Below are 18,357 nucleotides of genomic sequence, written 5' to 3' on the forward strand. Positions count from 1 at the left end.
CTATAATATGTATTTTAAATGTATATTTTAGTAAAAAGTTATGTTATTAAAAAAGGAGTAATCATGTCTAGAACAACTATAGTGAGAGAAATAAGAAAAGCTGCTGAGCTATTTAAGAATTTTGATATTACTAAATCTTTAAATTTTTATGGAAATTTAGCAACTAAATATGACATTGGTAAATGAATTTTTTAATAGTAATAGTTTTAATACTGAAAAACCTGAGAAAGGAATACAGCCAAATGCAATGAAAAATTTTTTAAATCTTACCGGCAGTAGTATTCTAAAGGTTTTAAGTTCATATAGCGAAACAGATGAAGTAGATCTTTTAGAAGTGATCCAACCAGCATTAGAGAATGATCATAAATTTAAAAAGGCAGTATCAAAAATTGTTGGTATACATGTAGGACGTAATATTTTCCTTCAGAGTTATATCAACCTGTTGCTGAAGAGCTTATATCAAATGTAGATGAGGGTAACACGCTGGTAACGGAAATATTAAATATTATAGTAGGAAAGCATTTTGTAAGTGCTGAAAAGAAGCAATATAATGAATTAAAAGAAAAGTATAATATAGAGAGTTTTGAAAGTCATAAAATAAAAATCGAAATAGAAAGTGCTGATAGAAATACGGCAAAAATAAAATTTTATAGACAAAATGAACAAAAAGTAATACCGCACAAACATGGGCAGGTCATTACTGTTAAAGTAGGAGAAAAATACAGTGAATTTACAGTTATAAAAACCGGTCATGATGAAGAAGGTTATTATTATGAATGCCTAATAAAGAAAAATCCTAATGGAACTATAACAAACTATCTATTTGATTCTGAAAATCAGCTAGTAAAAGTACACCCTTCGTATATTGAATCGGATATAGAAAACAATAAAGATCTCGTTCTTATCAGCGGCGGGTCAGGAAAAAGCCATTCTATTTCTAGAATTAATAGTATAACAAATGAAGAAAATGTTAAGCTTCCCGCCGTTATTCACATTATTCACTCTACTAAAAATAAAAACAGTGACACATTTCAATTAGATGCAGCTGTAAAAAAATTAACTGATATTGCAACAATATGCGATACTGAAATTCGCTATGATAAATTTTATACTCAAGATAGTTATGATAATATTAATGAGAACGATAATATACATTATCATACCGGTAGAATAGCTGAAGAATTTTTATGAGGCATTTTAAAAGGTGAAACCTATGAAATTTGCGGTCCTCATTCTTTTAACAATCATGTGCAGCATATATTAGAAGAGAAAATGGGGGTTATGTATACTCAGATTCATGTAGAAGAATTTTGTTCATCAGGAGGAGACTATGATCCATCTCTAAGCGGACAAGAGGGATTATCGAGTATTTGCCCATTTATGAATATGTAGTTTTACAAAAATATAAAGTTAAATATTGCTTATATATTCTAATTAGTGTATTTTCATTACGGTAAGCATTATAAAAATTATAGATAGGTGGGTTTATCCCACCTTTTTTGTTATAAATATCAAATATGCAAACTATTGAACAACAAATAACAAATGTAATAGAAGAATCCTTGACGGATATGGGTTTTGAGTTAGTTCTTGTTAAGTTTAAAGGTGTTAACCCTAAAGTAGTCGAGATATTGATTGATAGCTTAAATGGCGAAAAAATATCTGTGGAAGATTGTACTAAAGCAAGTAGGACTATCTCCGCTATTCTAGATGTTGAAGATTTAATAGAAGATGTATATTCTTTAGAGGTAGCATCAAGCGGTCTTGAACGTCCGTTAGTAAAGTTTGAAAATTATAATAGATTTTTAGGAAGAGAAGTTAAAATCAAACTTAAGGAGTTATTGAACGGCAAAACTCGTTATCAGGGTAAAATAATTAAAGCCGAAAATAATAAAATATATTTAAAATGTGAAGAACAAGAAGTACTAATTGATTATGATTTAATTAAAAATGCTAATCTAGTTTTAACTGAAGAAGTATTTAAAAAATTACTAGGTTCTGTGAAAGTTTCTAATTGATTAGCTATTTTGAGGTATTTTTAAAAAATAACCAAAATTAAATCTTTTTAGAAATTGTACGCAAGAACCTAAAGCAATAAGAATAATGTATGTCTAATATAGGTAATGTAGAAATTTTACAAATTATAGATTCTGTAGCCCGTGAGAAAGGAATATCAAAAGAAATTTTGATTTCAACGGTTGAACAAGCGGTACAAGTAGCAGGACGAAAAAAATACGGTAATGAATATAATATTAAAGCTCAGATAAATAGGAAAACCGGTGAGATAAATCTTTTAAGGATCTTAAAAATAGTAGAAAATGTAGAAGATTACTTAACGCAAATCTCACTTGAAGAAGCTTTAATAAAGAATCCGGAAGCTAAAATTGGTGATGAAATATATGAATATTTACCGCCGATTGATCATGCTAGAGTATCGGCTCAAGCTGCAAAACAAGTTATAACTCAACGTGTTATAGAAGCTGAACGTGAAAAACAATATCATGACTTTAAAGATAGAACAGGCGAAATTATAAACGGGATAGTTAAGAGAATAGAATACGGTGATATAATAGTTGACTTGAGTCGTGCTGAAGCAATAATAAAAAAAGATCAATTAATTAAGGGTGAGAATTTTAAACCTAATGATCGTATAAAAGCATATGTACAGGATGTAAGGCAAGAAACAAAAGGACCTCAGATTTTCTTGTCTAGAGTAGATAACCAGATGCTGGTTAAGCTATTTAAGTTAGAAGTACCTGAAATTCTTGAAGATATTATTCAAATAAAATCAGTAGCACGTGATCCCGGTTCAAAAGCAAAAATAGCGGTATTTGCTTCGGATAGTAGTATGGATCCTGTAGGCTCATGCGTAGGTATTAGAGGTAATAGAGTAAAAGCCGTAACAAATGAATTAAACGGAGAGAAAATTGATATAGTATTATGGAGTAATGATCTTGCACAGTTTATAGTTAATGCTCTTGCACCGCTTGCACCTGGGGAAATCACAAAAATTTTGATTGATGAGGATAGGCATAAGGTAGAAGTAGTAGTTTCGCAAGAAAATCAAAGTATTGCAATAGGTAGAAGAGGGCAGAATGTTCGTTTAGCTTCTAAGCTTACAGGTTGGAATATCGATATAATGACCGAAGAGCAAGAATCAAAAAGAAGAAATGAAGAATTCTTAACTTCTACGGAATTATTTATGGAAGCTTTAGATGTTGAAGAAGTTATAGGTCAGCTTTTATCAGTAACGGGATTTAATTCAGTAGAACAAATTGCTAGTAGTGAGATTAGTACTTTAACAAGAATCGAAGGCTTTGAGGAAGAACTTGCCGTAGAGATCAAAAATCGAGCTATTAATTACGTCGACCTTAAGAATGAAAAGATTATCAAAAAGCTAGAGGATCTAGGAGTTGAGCAAGAATTAATAGATATATTAGAATTACCGCTTGAATTAATATTAAAATTTGCCGAATATGGTATAAAGACCATAGAAGATTTAGGAGAGATGAGCGTAAATGAATTTAAAAATTTAGCTCCAAATTCTAATATAACGGACGAAAATATTAAATTGCTGATTAAAACTGCTAGACAGCACGGTGAATTAAAGGATAGTTAGTAGGTTGGGTGTATTTCCTAGCTAAAAGCAATTTAGAGCCACGCAGCCTACGGCTGCTCGCAATGATGAAAAAAACTGATCCACGTAACAATATTTCTACGGGAATGACATAATAAGTAGTAGACGGAAAAAACAGAAACACAAAGGTTTTAAATATGACGGATAACCAGGAAATCAAACCCAAAAAGTTGACACTTGGCAATTCAAAATTATCACTTAATAAGTCTTTTGACTCTCTTACAGGAGCTCAAAGCTTTGTTAATGCTAAATCTAAAACGCTAGTAGAAGTTAGAAAAAGTTCTACCGGTAGTACTACCCTTTCATTAAATAAAGAAAGAAATAGCTTAGATCAAACTGTTATTGATGCTAATAAGGAAGAATTTAATAGACGTTTATCTATTCTTAAAAAAGCTGCTGAGCAATCTAAATTAAATGACCCTTCGCAAATAAGCACTTTAAGTAAAATTGCAAGTATTAACCAGTCTGTTAACTCAAAAATAGAACCGCTAGAAACTGATAAAGAAATTGAACAAAAACAGCAAAATACCGAAGAAAATAAAGTAGAAGTTAGTGCTAAAATCGTTCAAGATGATGAAGATACACCGTCACAAATACCTAAAAAGAAAGAAGAAACTTTTGTAAAGTCTCCTTTAGTAGGAATGCGAACACGTTACGGTATAGAATCAGAGAAAGAATTAGATAAAACAGCAGACAGTAAAGTAGTCGCACCAAAAATTAAGCTAGAAGAGCCAAAAAAATTCAAAAAAGCCGATCTTTTCAATATGCTTAGCGACGACGAAAGCGGCAGCGGTAGAACTAGAAGTCTTGCTTCTATAAAAAGAGCTAGAGAAAAAGAAAAGCGTAAATTAGTATCACAAGCACCTGAGAAAGTATATAGAGAAGTGACGATACCGGAAGTTATCGGAGTCGGCGATCTTGCAAATGCTATGTCTGAAAGAGTGGCTGATGTAATTAAAGAATTAATGAAACTCGGTATTCTTGCAAATGCTAGCCAAACAATAGATGCCGATACGGCAGAACTAGTTGCAACAAATTTAGGGCATACGGTAAAAAGAGTCCAAGAATCAGATGTTGAAAATGTTTTAATTAGTGATGATAAGGTTGAAGATTTAAGAACGCGTGCTCCGGTTGTGACGGTAATGGGGCATGTCGATCATGGTAAAACCTCATTGCTTGACGCTCTTAAATCTACGGATATTGCTGCAGGTGAGCTAGGCGGCATTACCCAACATATCGGGGCTTATAGAGTAACTCTTGCAGATGGTAGAGCGATTACTTTTATTGATACTCCGGGGCATGAAGCTTTTTCGGAAATGCGGTCAAGAGGTGCTAAAGTAACGGATATAGTTATTATAGTGGTCGCAGCAGATGATGGAATCAAAACGCAAACGGTTGAGGCAATTAATCATGCGAAAGCAGCGGGCGTGCCTATAATTGTAGCTATTAATAAGATTGATAAGCCTGATATTGATATTGAGCGTGTAAAGAACGAATTATATGTCCACGAAATTATCGGCGAAGAGGCAGGTGGCGACGTTATGGTTATTCCTATCTCGGCACTAAAGAAAATTAACTTAGATAAACTTGAAGAAGCAATTTTATTAATTGCAGAAATGCAGGATTTAAAGGCAAGCCCTTTCGGTTCAGCTGCCGGTGTTGTAATCGAGTCAAAAATTGAAAAAGGAAGAGGAACGCTAACCACTATATTAGTTCAGCGAGGTACTTTAAGAAATGGTGATATTATAATAGCCGGTTCTTCTTACGGCAAAGTTAAAAAGATAACCAATGATAAGGGACTAGAAATAGCGGAAGCAACTCCGTCTGTTCCTGTAGAAATTCAGGGTTTAAACGAAATACCTTTTGCCGGCGATAAATTTAACGTAGTACAAAATGAGAAACAAGCAAAAGATATAGCTGAATATAGAATGCGTCTTGCTAAAGAAAAGAAAATATCTATTGCACCGCGTTCAAGTTTAGAAGATTTATTTTTAAAAGCTTCCGGTAATAGTAAAATTAAGGAGTTACCTTTAATTATTAAAGGTGATGTTCAAGGGTCGGTTGAAGCTATTTCAGGTAGCTTATTAAAATTACCGAGTGATGAAATAAAACTTCATATACTTCATAGCGGCGTAGGTCCGATAACGGAATCCGATGTATCTCTTGCCCATGCTTCTTCGGCTATTATTGTCGGCTTTAACGTTAGAGTAGGGGCAAATGCTTTAACTGTTGCAGAAAAAGAAAAAGTCGATATTAGATATTATAGTATAATATATAATTTAATTGATGACGTAAAAGCCATTATGAGCGGTATGCTTGATCCGATCGTTAGAGAGCAGTATATCGGAAGCGTAGAAATTAGACAAATATTCAATATTACCAAAGTCGGTAAAATCGCCGGTAGCTATGTAACTAAAGGGATTATTAAGAAAGGAGCGGGCGTACGCTTATTACGTGATAATGTAGTCATTCATGAAGGAAAACTCAAAACTTTAAAACGCTTTAAAGATGAAGTTAAAGAGGTTAGAGAAGGATATGAGTGTGGTATAGCATTTGAAAATTACGAAGATATTAGAGAAGGAGACACAGTTGAAGTTTTTGAGCTAATTCAAGAACAAAGACAATTATAATATACTCGTTGAACTTCAAAAATTGGCTACATTATCACAAGTACCCCGGCGTTGTTGTATGGATACTACTAAATCGTCATTGTGAGCAGTCGTAGACTGTGTGGCAATCTCATGAAATAATAACAAACTCCTGAGATTATTTCATAATTTCCTCGCAATGACGAAAAGTTAGAACCACGCAACAACGCCCTGCTTTCGCGGGAATGACATTTAGTAGAATATCCCTCTTGGATAAATTAATCAATTTTAAGTAAAATATAATAAAAAGTTAATAATTATTAGCTTTTATCTTGACCTCCTCATAATTTCTATTATAATGCAATGCTGATTATTATAATAAGAAATGAGGTATGGCAATAACATCAATTTTTAATAAGTTACAAAATTTAATCACACATAATATTTCTCCAAAGCCTGCCTCCTATCTTGCTAACGATGAATTTGAGTTTATAACTTATCCAAAGCAAACTACTAATCAAGAAGGAAATACTGATTTTTAAATTCTAAAACAACCTCACAAGAAGTAGTAAAAGATCAGCCAGATACTCTAGGCATCTCTCAAACTGATATTATGAATGAAGCTGATAATATAATTAGTACACCTACAAGCATAACTAACATACCTGAAAGTAAAGGTTTTTTCAGTACATTTAGTTCATCATTAAAAACAGTTTATGATTTTGGAGTAAAGAGTTTTAATATTATAAAAAATACATCTAGTATTTTTTCTTCTAAAGTTGTTGAAACTTTTAATTTTGTGAGTAATAAAGTTTTTTCTTATTTAAATAATAACGCTGAAGAAACATTTAATCTCTTAGATCAACTTGAAACTCTTTCTGATAATGAATTAGTAGAAGAAATTTTAAGCACGCCTGAAAATGAATTAGATGAAGTTTTTGAAAAGATGACATATAAAAAATTGGCAAAATTAATTAATAATATTTCTGATGAGCAAGCACAAAAATTAGTTAATTATATTATGCCTTGGTATCTTGAAAAAGTAATAGATTTAATTACACGAGATAAGTTGGATAAATTATTTAATGAAAACCCTAATAATCTTTCTTTAGAAGAACTTACAGAGCAGGAACTAAAAAAATTATCAAATGAGAATATTTCTGATGAATGGCTTGAAAATATAATTGTTTTAGTAGGAGAAGAAAAACTTGCAGAAAATTTTGATATTATTCCAAATAAAAATTTAGTAAGAATCGTTAGTAGTATTCCAAATAATAAATTAGCAAAGATAATTAATAACGCCTCAGATGAAAGTCTAGTAAGAATCATTGATATTATTGACTTGGATAATCATGATTTATCGAAATCATTAGTTGGGCAAATAATAACCTTAATACATGACAAGAAGTGTGCAAAGCAAGAATCAGGTGAAGTATCTGATAGTGATTCCGGATTCTCTGATTGTGAAGATGAAATAGAAGTATCAGACAATCAAGTAGAACACTCTAATAGTGATTTTACTATGAAGTTATCAGGTGAATTATCTTATAATTATTTTGAGTCTTTAATTATGAAGGATGATGTAGTATACGTATAATACAGCTCTTATGTCATTTCGTTCGATCACAGGAATCCAGTAAATGGATTCCTACTTTTAACTAGGAATGACATAATTGATTGCTATTTTAGCATCAGGAGGGCGTATGTATAGCGGTTCGATAGAGCTGTTTAACTTTATATCGCTCGACAATTTATTAACAATATATCTACAAATAACCCAGGCTTTAACTCGTGCAAAACGTGGCAAGGTTATTATACTCGGTAAATGCATAATTTGGTGATATATAAATTCAAGCCCGCTACCGCAACAAACTATATTCCCTTTCTCATTTGTAAGCAGTTTTATAGCATACTCGAAATCTATCAATAACGGCTCTTCTATTTTTCCTGATTTATGAAAAACTTGCATATAAAGCTGTGAGCGATAAGCGTTTAAAAAGACATATATTTTATCATAATCTTTAACTTGAGTTATGGCTCTAAAGTAGGCATATTCAAAATTGCTAACCGCTAATGCTTTAATATTTTCCTTGGCAAATAATATACCTTTAGCACTAGCAAGTCCTATTCTAATGCCGGTAAAGCTACCGGGTCCGTTAGTTACCGCTAAATAATCTAAATCATCATATGAACATTTAGCTGCTTTCATCACGTCTTCCATCATCGGCATTAGATTTTCTGCTTGCATAGAAGGGCGTAATTCTTCTATATATGCAAGGATATTCTCATTTTCGGATATTGCTACCGATGCAGTATTATTGGCTGTGTCAAATGCTAGTATTTTCATAGATTATTATTTGAATAAGTCACTATGTGTACTGGTACGTTCTAATCTTAAAACTTCATCATCCAAATAATAAAGTAACAGCCAATCAGGATCTATATGACAATCCCAAATATTTTCCATATTAATAATTTTATGTAGCAATATTTGGTAGGGAGTAATAAATGATGTGCGATACCGGCTTTAATATTTTCTACTAATAAATCTGTAACTTTAATTAGCTTTTTAATGTCTTTACCACGTTTATACATAAGTAGTAATTCTTTCTCAAAACGTTTAGTAGAAGTTTGCAGAATCATATTAAATTAAGTTTTTTATACATTTCTTTATATGAAGAATATTTATTAATATTTAAACCTTTTGCTGATTTTTCTAATATTTTTATTGATTCTGTATTTAATTCTTTTTTCTGTTCTATTTTACGGTATATCGTCTTACAAAATTCATAATAGTATCATTTTTATGTGCAGTATGAACTTTAAGAAAATGATGTAATTCGTTTGGTATATCTATGCTTAGTCTAGTCATATGATATACTTATTTAAGTAATTACTTAAATAAGTATATCATTAAATTAAGAAAAATAAAAGTAAAAATATAGAATCTCTAAGAATTATTTATAGTAAATCAAGTAGTATTAGGTGCAATTTCTACAGCATCCTTTAATTTTTTAAAAACATATCTCATACCGAATTAGCGGTATTCGTTATATCTTTAAAAAAATAAAATATTTCCTATAAATTGCACCTAATACTACTTGATTTACTATAAAATATACTCCATAAAAGCTTGGCGTGCTTCAGCCTGTCTATTATTATGAAATAAATACCTATAAAAAAAATAGTTTGTTAGAGTTATAGCTTGTTTTTTTTCTTCTAATGTAATCTCGTTATTTTCTGATAGTAAAAATCTTGGTAAAATCAATAATTTATCTTTATAAGGTTTCCCTACTTTATATGATAATGCTCTACCTGATTTAGGTGATATATAGGTTAAATCAGTTGTAACATGACTCACGCCGCACTTGGTAAGATCAAGCTTATAACCCGTCTCGGCAAGTAAAGCTAGCTCAAAATTAATATAATCACGAAAACAAAAATTCTTTGATAAATTATCTAAATAGTTAATTAGAAATAAAAAAAAATTAGAATGTTCTTCTCTTTCATGAAATAACTCTTTGATTAAAGATATAACGGAATTAAAGGCATATAATTTAGCTTTATTTATTATAAAATAACCGGTGTAAGATTTGATGAGTTCACATTTAGCCATGCCGATATGTTCGTGTAGTCTTGCCTGCCAAAGAAAATCTACAATATTCCCTTCCTGATATATAAATTTGTTTTTTTTAGAAGATTCTTTTACAACCCCCGAATATAAACCATGATTTTTAGTAAAAACCGTAATAATAAATGTATTTTCTTTTAAAGGTTTGTTAGCAATTATTACCCCTATATCTTTGATATTCATGGTTTTTATTATTAAATTTTCGTCATTGCGAGGAAAATTACGGAATAATTGACGAAGCAATCCAGTTAAAAATGCTAATTTTTAGTATTTTTTTTAATTATTTTCTGGATTGCTGCGCTCCTTTCAGTCGCTCGCAATGACGACTCGGTATCCGTGCAACAAAGCCGGAAATTTACAATAGTAATTGTACGTACGCAATCTCGGAAAAATGCCTGAGATTGCCACGCTCACTAGCGTTCGCTCGCAATGACGGTTTGATATCCGCACAACAACCCCCTAGCTTCCTCAGAATCCCCTGTATATGCTATATTCTTATACCCTAGTTTGATTGCAGTAAATAAAGCGGCGTGATCCTCTCCTACATTTACGGTAAGATCTAAAACTTTTTCCGGAAATTCTTTACTTAAAGTTTTAAACATGTAATCAATTGCTAGCATACCGTAATATTTTACGCTAGAGGCATGATTTGTTAATATTAGCTGCTCTTCTACACTAGATAAAAAATTACGTGCTTCTTCCAAATTTCTTATTTCATAAACTATACTCATTTAATTATCTCTTTTAGGTCCTTTAAATGTGAGACGGAAGATATAAAGTCGTACGTTAAATTTTCAAGTTTAGAGCAGATAATCTTATTAAATCCAAGTTTTATGGCTTCTTTTATTCTTGTTTCTGCTTTTGCGGTTTTTCTTATTTCACCCGATAAGCTTATTTCGCCGAAAAAGACGCTATGTTCGGGTACAGGTTTGCCGGTTGCAGCAGATATTAAGCTCGTTGCTACTGCTAAATCAGAAGCAGGATCGGCAATTTTAAGTCCCCCCGCAATGCTTAAATATACCTCATAATTAGCAAGGTTAAGTCCTATCCTACTACTAAGCACGGCAAGTATCATTGATAACCTATTAGCATCCCAGCCCACCGCAGAGCGTCTAGGAGTTACCATATTTGAGAGTACTATAAGGGCTTGTACTTCCATAAGTAACGGTCTTGAACCTTCGATTCCTGCAAAAATAGACGTACCTATAACGTTCTGCTCTCGCTTCATTAAAAATAGTTCAGACGGATTTGTTACTTCAATAAGCCCGCTGCCGCTCATCTCAAATACTCCTATTTCGCCTACACCGCCAAAGCGATTTTTATATGAGCGTAAAATACGGAAATGATTATTATGATCTCCTTCAAAATATAGCACGGTATCAACTAAATGTTCAAGTATCTTAGGACCTGCTAGTTGTCCGTCTTTAGTTACATGACAGCTTAATAAAATAATTATATTATTTTGTTTGGCATAATTAACGAGTTCATTTGCACATGTACGAATTTGCGAAACAGTACCTGGAGGTGAGGATAATTCTTTTGTGGTAATTGTTTGAATAGAATCAATCACTACTAAATCAATATTATTCTTATTTGCTTCTATACTTGCAATAATATCTTCCAAATTAGTAGCTGCTAAAATATCGGTATTATAGTTAGTTAGGTTTAGCCTTATGGCTCTTAATTTTATTTGGTCTAACGATTCTTCGCCCGTTATATATAAGCAATTCATCTTTGATGCAAAGTTACTTGCTGCTAGTTGTAGTAACAAAGTAGATTTGCCTATGCCAGGGTCTCCTCCTATTAATATAGCAGAACCAAGCACTAAACCGCCGCCTAGTACTCTATTTAATTCACCTATAGGGGTAGGGATGCGTAACTGCTCGGCTACGTGACCTGAAAGTTTATCGAAATCTTGTTTGCTACCTGTTTTAACAATTGCTTTATTTGAACTTACTATCTCTTCAACAATACTACCCCATACACCGCAATCAAAGCACTGCCCCGACCATTTAGGACTAGTATTTCCACAGTTAGAACATGTATAATGCTTTTTGTCTTTGGTCATGTTTTTATTCGATGATGAAGTATATATGCATCATTGCAAGCGACTACAAGGAGCGTGGCAATCTCATAAAGTAGGATTCCTGAGATTGCTTCGTCGAAACTTACAGTTTTTCCTCACAAGGCATTGTTGCGTGGACCGGTAAAACCCACTGTGTCAAGCCACGGGGTGACAGAGGTGAAATTGATCCACGCAACAATGCCTCCTTGCAATGACGTTTCTTTAAAACCAATAGCTTACTCTTACCATATAGTTTTTCACGTAAAATTTCAATATTTTCATCTAACACATAGTCATCTAGTTTAGCCATCTCAATAACTATGATAGTACCGTCTTTAAACCAGTTATTGTTTATAAGCGACTTCATTACTTTAGGCACTATATCTTTATAATAAGGGGGGTCGATAAGTACAAGATCAAAAGCTTTATTGGCTTTCGGTAGATTTAAAGCATTAATATTAACGAAATTAACATTATTTTCAATGTTTAGAGATTTAGCAAATCCTTCTGCTATTTTTAATGAGGATGTATCAATATCAATTAAGGTAGCAAAACCTGCTCCTCTTGATAGGCTCTCAAAAGCAAGGCTACCACTACCGGCAAATAAATCAAGTATGTGGGTATTTTCGTTAAATAATTTATTACCGGTAAACTCACCGGAGGTTAATATACTAAATATTGCCTCTTTGAGCTTACCGGTGGAAGGTCGATATTTGATATTTTTAGCGGTAGGTATAATTTGGTTTCTATATTTACCGGATATTATTTTTAACACTTATTTAGTTATATGCTCTTTTGTTGACCTTGATTTTTTTGTTCGACTTTTATTTTTTCAGCAAATCCTTTGCCTTTAGTGTTAGGCTTAAACTTTGCTACGAATGTATTAGATTTTGTTTGTTGTTTTTCTACAGTTTTATCTTTCTTTTCTTTTATTTCTACTTTTTGCGTTTCTTGGTTTAAATTAGTTTGTGCTTGTTTTAAAATATCTTGTTCTTTAGCTTTATCAATATTATTATTTACATTATTTAAATTTTCTTCCCTTTCTTTAGATTTTTCTGTCTCAGCTTTTTGTCTTGCTTGTTGTTTTTCTGTTACTAATTCATCAATATTTTCAGGAGGCGGTGAGATATATTTATCTATACTGCTAGTCAAATTTTCAAATGATTTCTGAAGATTGCGTAAAAGTTTTTGAGTAAGTTTATAAGTTCCGGTAGCGACTAGCCCTCCAGCTAAAATACCTGCTCCTAGAATGACAGTTTTAGTAGCAAGGGCCGTGCCGGTGACTAATAACACAGGCATTGCTACGAAAGGTGCAGCTGCTACTGCAAGCCCCGCTACTACGGCAAGCCCTACTAAAAATTTTTTACTTACTAAGAAATTTGTTACGCTGCTAATTTTTGATGTAGTAATTTTAGCAATTTTTGTACAAGACTGTCCTACTCCGGTTTTCAGAAACCAACCGCTTTTCTCTCTTGCATGAATTTTATCTTGTAATTTAGCATGTTCGTTAACATTGACAGATGTTTTTTTACCGTCTTTATCTTGATGATCTAAATTCCCTTTAGCCTCACCTTTAGCCTCACCTTTAGTATCATGCATCTTTGTAGCATCGTCGATTTTTGCTTTATCAAAATCTGCTCCTTCTTTATTAATTTCAGCTAGATTTGCTGCTTTTAGATTCGCTTGTTTTAGATTTGCTTCTTTAAATATAGCCTCGGCTGCTTCCATTGCTTGCATATCAGCATTTTCCAGTACTGCTTTAGTGAAATTGGCTTTAGTAAGATCGGCACGCTGCATAATTGCATTTTTAAAGTTAGCTTCCTTAGCATTAATATTTTTAGCAATAGCATCTGAAATATTTAATCCTTCGGCTTCTGCTTTTTCTAAAGTAGCATTACTTAACTTAGCAAATTGTGCGGTTGCATTAGTAAGCGTAGCGTTTGTAAGATCGGCATATTCAAGCTTTGCTTTATCAAGCTTTGCTTTTGTTAAATCAGCGTTCTTAAGTTTAACACGCTGCATTATAGCTTCTCTTAAGTCAGCCTCTTTTAAAGATAATATATTCTCAAATTCAGCATCGCTAAAATAGGCATTCCTTGCAGTTATGCCTTGCATGTTACATTGCTCTTTAAATTTTGCTTCTAATGCATGTGTTTTATTCATAAAAGCATTTTCAAGATCAGTAGAAACGATATTTACTTGATCTAGAAGTGCATTATTTAAAACTACTCCCTGCATTTGAACTCTTTGCATATCTGCATAAGCAAGCGATATACCGGTAAGATTAGAATTTTTCCATTCTGAATCTTTAATAATTAACTTTTCGGCATCGGCATTAACCATCATAACTGCATTAAATTTGCTATTTGTTACCTCTGCTTCAGATAAATCTACTTTAGGCATGTAAGCTCTCGACATATCACTATTTTCAATTTTGCTATTTTTAAGATCAGCAAAAAGAAATCCTGTGTTACGAGCTGTAACATTTTGAAAAACGGCATTTTGTAAATTAGCTCCTTCAAAATTAGTAAAATCTAAATTACAATTTGAGATTTTAATATTTTCTAAATTAGCTGAAGCAAATAATGTATTCTTCAGGTTAAGATTAGTAAGGGTTTTACCTGATAAATCGATTTCTGAAAGATCAGGGATTACATGTGTATCTTTTGAAAGATTTTTTTGTTTTCTAACAAAATCGGTAAGAGATAATTTTGTGTTAGATTGTTTCGCTGCTTCAGCTAAATATAGATCAAATTCTTGAGAAGTTAATTTTATATATTCTTTCGGTATATCTCGTTCTTTGGCAGTCGAACCTATAACATATGAAGAATCTAGTTTTATTTGTATTTTTTCGTCTTTTAACTGCTCAAAAATATCTACAAGACCGTTACCGCAGAACATTCTAAGATTATCTAAAGCATATACTTCAGTTTCTAATTTATTTACTTCATGCTGTAGCTTATTGATTTTTTCTAGTTCGTTTTGTCGGTTTTGAGCAATAGTTTCTGCGCTATTCCAAAAAGCATTTAAAAGATTAGTAGCAATCCCAGGATTATCTAAGTTTTGCTTTAGAGTTTCTAACTCTTCTTGCTTAGTTTTTAACTCTCTTGATTTAACTGTATGTAAAGTTTCTTCGTCTTCTGTAGCTAGAATATATTTCTTTTTCTTCGTAACTTCATCTACAACTATTTCTTTAATACGTTCTTTTTCTAAATCTTTATCTATATATTTATTTAATCTTTCAAGATTTGAAAAAGATAGTTTTATATCGCGTATTGTATCTTTTAGATTAGGAATTTTGCCCTCATCATTATCTTCATAATTAAAATCTGTATAATGAAGATTTGCTCCCCTAAAGTCGGTACCGATAAATGTACAATCATTAAATTTTACATTTGTTAAGTCTGAATCACATAATATGGTATTTGTTAAGTCACAATTATTAAATACGGCATCTGTTAGTATTGTACCTTGGAAATTAGCATTTGCTAAATCTGCGTTAATTTCCATATTTTCTAAACTGGTAATGATAATTTTATCATTATCTTCAGCGAAATATTTATTTTTGATAAAATCATTTAGTGAGACATTAGGGTTATTTTTTATATAACCAAGATAATCGTTTAAGTCTTTTTCTTCACATTTATATATATTAAGATTTGTCATATGTTTTCTTAGTTAAAATACATTAATAATAACACATTACTAAATTATTTTTCCAGTATTTTATTATTTATTTCTTTATAATCTCCGGGTTTTAGATTACCTATTGTAAAACTACCATATTGAATCCTAATTAACTTGTTAACTTTTAGTCCAAAATACTTGAATATTCTTCTAATTTCACGATTTTTCCCTTCAAATAAAACTACTTCAAACCAAGAATTACTCTTATTTTGCTTAAGTAATTTTATTGAATGAGGATTATAAAATATCCCGTCAATTTCTAAATTTTTATAATTGCTTTTTAGTAGAATATCAGACTTCCCATATGCCCTAACATGATATACTCGCTTTAACCTACTTGAGGGTAGCTCAAACTGACGAGCTAAATCGCCACTATTAGTTAGTAATAACAAACCTTCGCTATTTAAATCCAGCCTACCTATTGAAATAACACGAGGTAAACCGGTTAGCTGTTCAAACACCATTTTACGAGATAAGGGATCTTTGTGAGTAGTAATTAAACCGACAGGCTTGTAATAAATCCAAAGTCTTGGTGTTTGCGATTGATTGATTAATATGCCTGATACTTCAATTTGATTACTAATATCAACATTTGTAGCCGGTGATAAAATTGTAATGCCATCTACTTTTACCTGCCCTTCAGCTATCAGCTTTTCAGCATCACGCCTAGAACAGATTCCTGCATTACTAATTATTTTGGCTAATCTATGCATTTTTAGATATAGTAAATTTCAATAAGAATATATAAAAATACCCTTAAAAAGCAATATTAATAATTTGACATAAATTATTAATATAATTATACTATAACATATATTTTAACAAAATTATACGAATGTTAATTTTACTTATCAAAACTTTTTATTCTTTAAAATTCTTATCTTCTTTTTTTAGCTGATTTTCTTTTTAGCAAAAATTAAGTCCTTTTCTTTAATCTCAACTTCATTAAATTATGCAAAAACTTATTGGTTCAATCCTGTTAATTTCAGGTACTTGTATAGGTAGCGGTATGATGATAGCACTACCTATGGTATTAGCAAAATTAGGTATAATACCTAGTTATTGATGTTTATAATTTGGTTTATAATGTATTATACTTCTTTAATTAACCTAGAGCTTAATCTTCAAGCGGGTAAAGGCTTAACACTTGGAGCATTGGGAAAATATTTTTCAGGACATACTGCTCAAATCATCGGTACGATAAGCCTTAAGCTCCTTTCATATGCTTTACTTGCAGTATTTATATACGGAGGCTCTTCAATATTACAGAAGTTATTAGCTTTAGATACAAGTCAACTTATATAGGAGCATGGTATGTTATTATTAGCATTCTAATATTATTATTACCTCTAAAGTTAGTAGATTATATAAATCGACTGCTATTTATCGGATTGCTTATAATAATTGCAATTTTATTGGACTTGTTTCTATGATTCAGTGGGATAATTTACCTTTATTCTCACCAAATTATAATGAAATATCTATATGGGGTGTAGTAACTCCGGTAGTTTTTACTTCATTTGGTTTCCAAGTAATCTTCCATACCTTAACTAATTATTGTAACAAAAATGCTAAAGACGGCGTTTTTATTTGGAAGCTTAATTCCTGCAATAGTATATATAATTTGGACTTGTAGTATTCTTATTGTAGTACATCATAATAATCCAACATTTTATCAACAAATGATTACAAGTAATGTAGAAGTCGGAGATTTAATTAAGGAATTAAGTAATATAGCAAAATGGCAGTCCGTACAATTATTAGTTTGGATAATTTCAACTTTTGCTGTCGCTACATCGATACTCGGAGTAGGAGTAGGGCTATGTGATTCCCTTAAAACTATGTTTATGAATTCGATACCGAATGTAGTAGTTCGTAATATGACCGCTTCTATTGTTACTATATTACCGGCTTATATTGTAGCAGTAGTAGTACCTAATGCTTTTATTACAATTTTAGGATTTGCCGGTATGATTCTTGTAATTATTGCAATTTTATTACCGGTTTATCTGTTATATAAAGCAAAGATAAATAAGTTTTATTATCCTGAATTGCAAAAACAATATCTAATTATTATATGCGTAATTGTCGGAATGCTTATAATGGGATATGAACTTGTTAATATAGTAACTAAATAAACTATTAAATGTGAACAGGTATTGTTGTGTGGGTTGGTAAAATCTACTGTGTCACCCCGTGGCTTGACCACGGGGTCCATAAAAACAACTTAAAATACTAATAATTTTAGTATTTTAAATTAGCCATTATAAGACAACAAAGCGACATTAAAAAAGTTGTAATAATGACCGCGACCTATAGTCAATGGCATTCGGTTAAGATAAAAAATATGATATAATGACTTTCATTGTAATAACAAAGAGAGGAATATTGAGATGGAGGTAGCAAAATCATTAATTTTTTGGTCTGAAGTCAACGAAATATTTAAAAAAGTAAGTGATAAATTTGATTCTAAGTGGCAAACAAGAAAACGAGTATTAAATACACAAATATTAGTAACATTTTTATTTAAACTAGTACAAAGTTATAATAAACAAGGGTATGGTATAGTAGTCTTATTCAATTTTGGGAGTCATGTTTAGATAAAAATATTATATTACCCTAAACTAAAACAGTAGCTGCATCTTCATTATGTGAGGCAAGACAAAAATTACCAGAAGATGTTTTTATAGAATTGAATCAAAATTTATTGGTTCTTTGGCACAAGATTCAAGATTTACCAAATTGAAAG

At 31.5% G+C, this 18,357-nt stretch carries 15 protein-coding genes and 4 pseudogenes; 10 read left to right on the plus strand and 9 right to left on the minus strand.

Translation table 11 applies throughout. The features are described from left to right. Positions 1-63 precede the first annotated feature (63 nt). The 7 genes and pseudogenes from D6968_RS06210 to D6968_RS01795 all read left to right on the plus strand — a co-directional run bounded on the left by D6968_RS06210 (position 64) and on the right by D6968_RS01795 (position 7,822). Entirely contained in the window at positions 64-186 is a 123-nt protein-coding gene (locus D6968_RS06210) for a hypothetical protein (RefSeq protein WP_281269433.1), read from the plus strand. Continuing rightward, entirely contained in the window at positions 170-469 is a 300-nt protein-coding gene (locus tag D6968_RS01770; protein ID WP_121542988.1) for a hypothetical protein, read from the plus strand. The genes D6968_RS06210 and D6968_RS01770 overlap by 17 nt, the downstream gene beginning before the upstream one ends. A 518-nt stretch (positions 470-987) precedes the next feature. Further along, positions 988-1,303, plus strand: a pseudogene (locus D6968_RS06430) (ferredoxin reductase domain-containing protein). Between the two features lie 214 nt (positions 1,304-1,517). Beyond that, the gene (gene rimP / locus D6968_RS01780; protein WP_121542990.1) at positions 1,518-2,018 is read left to right on the plus strand and encodes a ribosome maturation factor RimP; all 501 of its coding nucleotides are present in this window, start codon (positions 1,518-1,520) and stop codon (positions 2,016-2,018) included. 89 nt (positions 2,019-2,107) lie between these two features. Beyond that, positions 2,108-3,619, plus strand: coding sequence for a transcription termination factor NusA (nusA, locus tag D6968_RS01785; RefSeq protein ID WP_121542992.1), 1,512 nt, complete (start codon positions 2,108-2,110; stop codon positions 3,617-3,619). 155 nt (positions 3,620-3,774) lie between these two features. Next, a complete protein-coding gene (infB, locus tag D6968_RS01790) occupies positions 3,775-6,267 on the plus strand; it encodes a translation initiation factor IF-2 (RefSeq protein ID WP_121542994.1) in 2,493 nt (830 codons plus the stop codon). A 350-nt stretch (positions 6,268-6,617) separates the two neighbouring features. Further along, positions 6,618-7,822: pseudogene (locus tag D6968_RS01795) on the plus strand (hypothetical protein). A 57-nt stretch (positions 7,823-7,879) separates the two neighbouring features. Here the strand turns inward: D6968_RS01795 and tsaB are convergent. The 9 genes from tsaB to D6968_RS01840 form a co-directional block, all read right to left on the minus strand. Further along, positions 7,880-8,572: a tRNA (adenosine(37)-N6)-threonylcarbamoyltransferase complex dimerization subunit type 1 TsaB gene (gene tsaB / locus D6968_RS01800; RefSeq protein WP_121542996.1), complete on the minus strand. Its 693-nt coding sequence runs from the start codon at positions 8,570-8,572 to the stop codon at positions 7,880-7,882. A gap of 6 nt (positions 8,573-8,578) precedes the next feature. Beyond that, positions 8,579-8,692, minus strand: a complete 114-nt coding sequence (locus tag D6968_RS01805; protein ID WP_121542998.1) for a type II toxin-antitoxin system mRNA interferase toxin, RelE/StbE family — start codon at positions 8,690-8,692, stop codon at positions 8,579-8,581. Beyond that, positions 8,665-8,868 carry a type II toxin-antitoxin system RelE/ParE family toxin gene (locus D6968_RS01810; protein ID WP_023508108.1) on the minus strand — a complete coding sequence of 68 codons (204 nt, stop codon included), beginning with the start codon at positions 8,866-8,868 and terminating at the stop codon, positions 8,665-8,667. Before D6968_RS01810 ends, D6968_RS01805 begins: the two co-directional genes overlap by 28 nt. A 466-nt stretch (positions 8,869-9,334) precedes the next feature. Continuing rightward, complete coding sequence (gene recO / locus D6968_RS01815; RefSeq protein WP_121543000.1) at positions 9,335-10,039, minus strand: DNA repair protein RecO; 705 nt, start codon at positions 10,037-10,039, stop codon at positions 9,335-9,337. Positions 10,040-10,269: 230 nt separating this feature from the next. Then, positions 10,270-10,587, minus strand: coding sequence for a hypothetical protein (locus D6968_RS01820; RefSeq protein WP_121543002.1), 318 nt, complete (start codon positions 10,585-10,587; stop codon positions 10,270-10,272). Next, the gene (gene radA, locus D6968_RS01825; protein WP_121543004.1) at positions 10,584-11,924 is read right to left on the minus strand and encodes a DNA repair protein RadA; all 1,341 of its coding nucleotides are present in this window, start codon (positions 11,922-11,924) and stop codon (positions 10,584-10,586) included. Before radA ends, D6968_RS01820 begins: the two co-directional genes overlap by 4 nt. A gap of 100 nt (positions 11,925-12,024) precedes the next feature. Further along, positions 12,025-12,696: a 16S rRNA (guanine(966)-N(2))-methyltransferase RsmD gene (rsmD, locus tag D6968_RS01830; protein WP_032138752.1), complete on the minus strand. Its 672-nt coding sequence runs from the start codon at positions 12,694-12,696 to the stop codon at positions 12,025-12,027. 8 nt (positions 12,697-12,704) lie between these two features. Further along, positions 12,705-15,587, minus strand: coding sequence for a pentapeptide repeat-containing protein (locus tag D6968_RS01835; RefSeq protein WP_121543006.1), 2,883 nt, complete (start codon positions 15,585-15,587; stop codon positions 12,705-12,707). Between the two features lie 44 nt (positions 15,588-15,631). Beyond that, positions 15,632-16,321 carry a pseudouridine synthase gene (locus D6968_RS01840; protein WP_121543008.1) on the minus strand — a complete coding sequence of 230 codons (690 nt, stop codon included), beginning with the start codon at positions 16,319-16,321 and terminating at the stop codon, positions 15,632-15,634. Positions 16,322-16,620: 299 nt separating this feature from the next. Here D6968_RS01840 and D6968_RS06220 point away from each other — a divergent pair. The 3 genes and pseudogenes from D6968_RS06220 to D6968_RS01865 all read left to right on the plus strand — a co-directional run bounded on the left by D6968_RS06220 (position 16,621) and on the right by D6968_RS01865 (position 18,208). After that, a pseudogene (locus tag D6968_RS06220) lies at positions 16,621-16,913 on the plus strand (aromatic amino acid transport family protein). A gap of 85 nt (positions 16,914-16,998) precedes the next feature. Beyond that, positions 16,999-17,641 (plus strand): annotated as a pseudogene (locus D6968_RS06225) (aromatic amino acid transport family protein); the annotation flags it as partial. A gap of 360 nt (positions 17,642-18,001) precedes the next feature. Further along, the gene (locus tag D6968_RS01865) at positions 18,002-18,208 is read left to right on the plus strand and encodes a hypothetical protein (protein ID WP_121543016.1); all 207 of its coding nucleotides are present in this window, start codon (positions 18,002-18,004) and stop codon (positions 18,206-18,208) included. Positions 18,209-18,357 lie beyond the last annotated feature (149 nt).

Source organism: Candidatus Rickettsia colombianensi, assembly GCF_003664375.1.
Lineage (GTDB): Bacteria > Pseudomonadota > Alphaproteobacteria > Rickettsiales > Rickettsiaceae > Rickettsia > Rickettsia tamurae.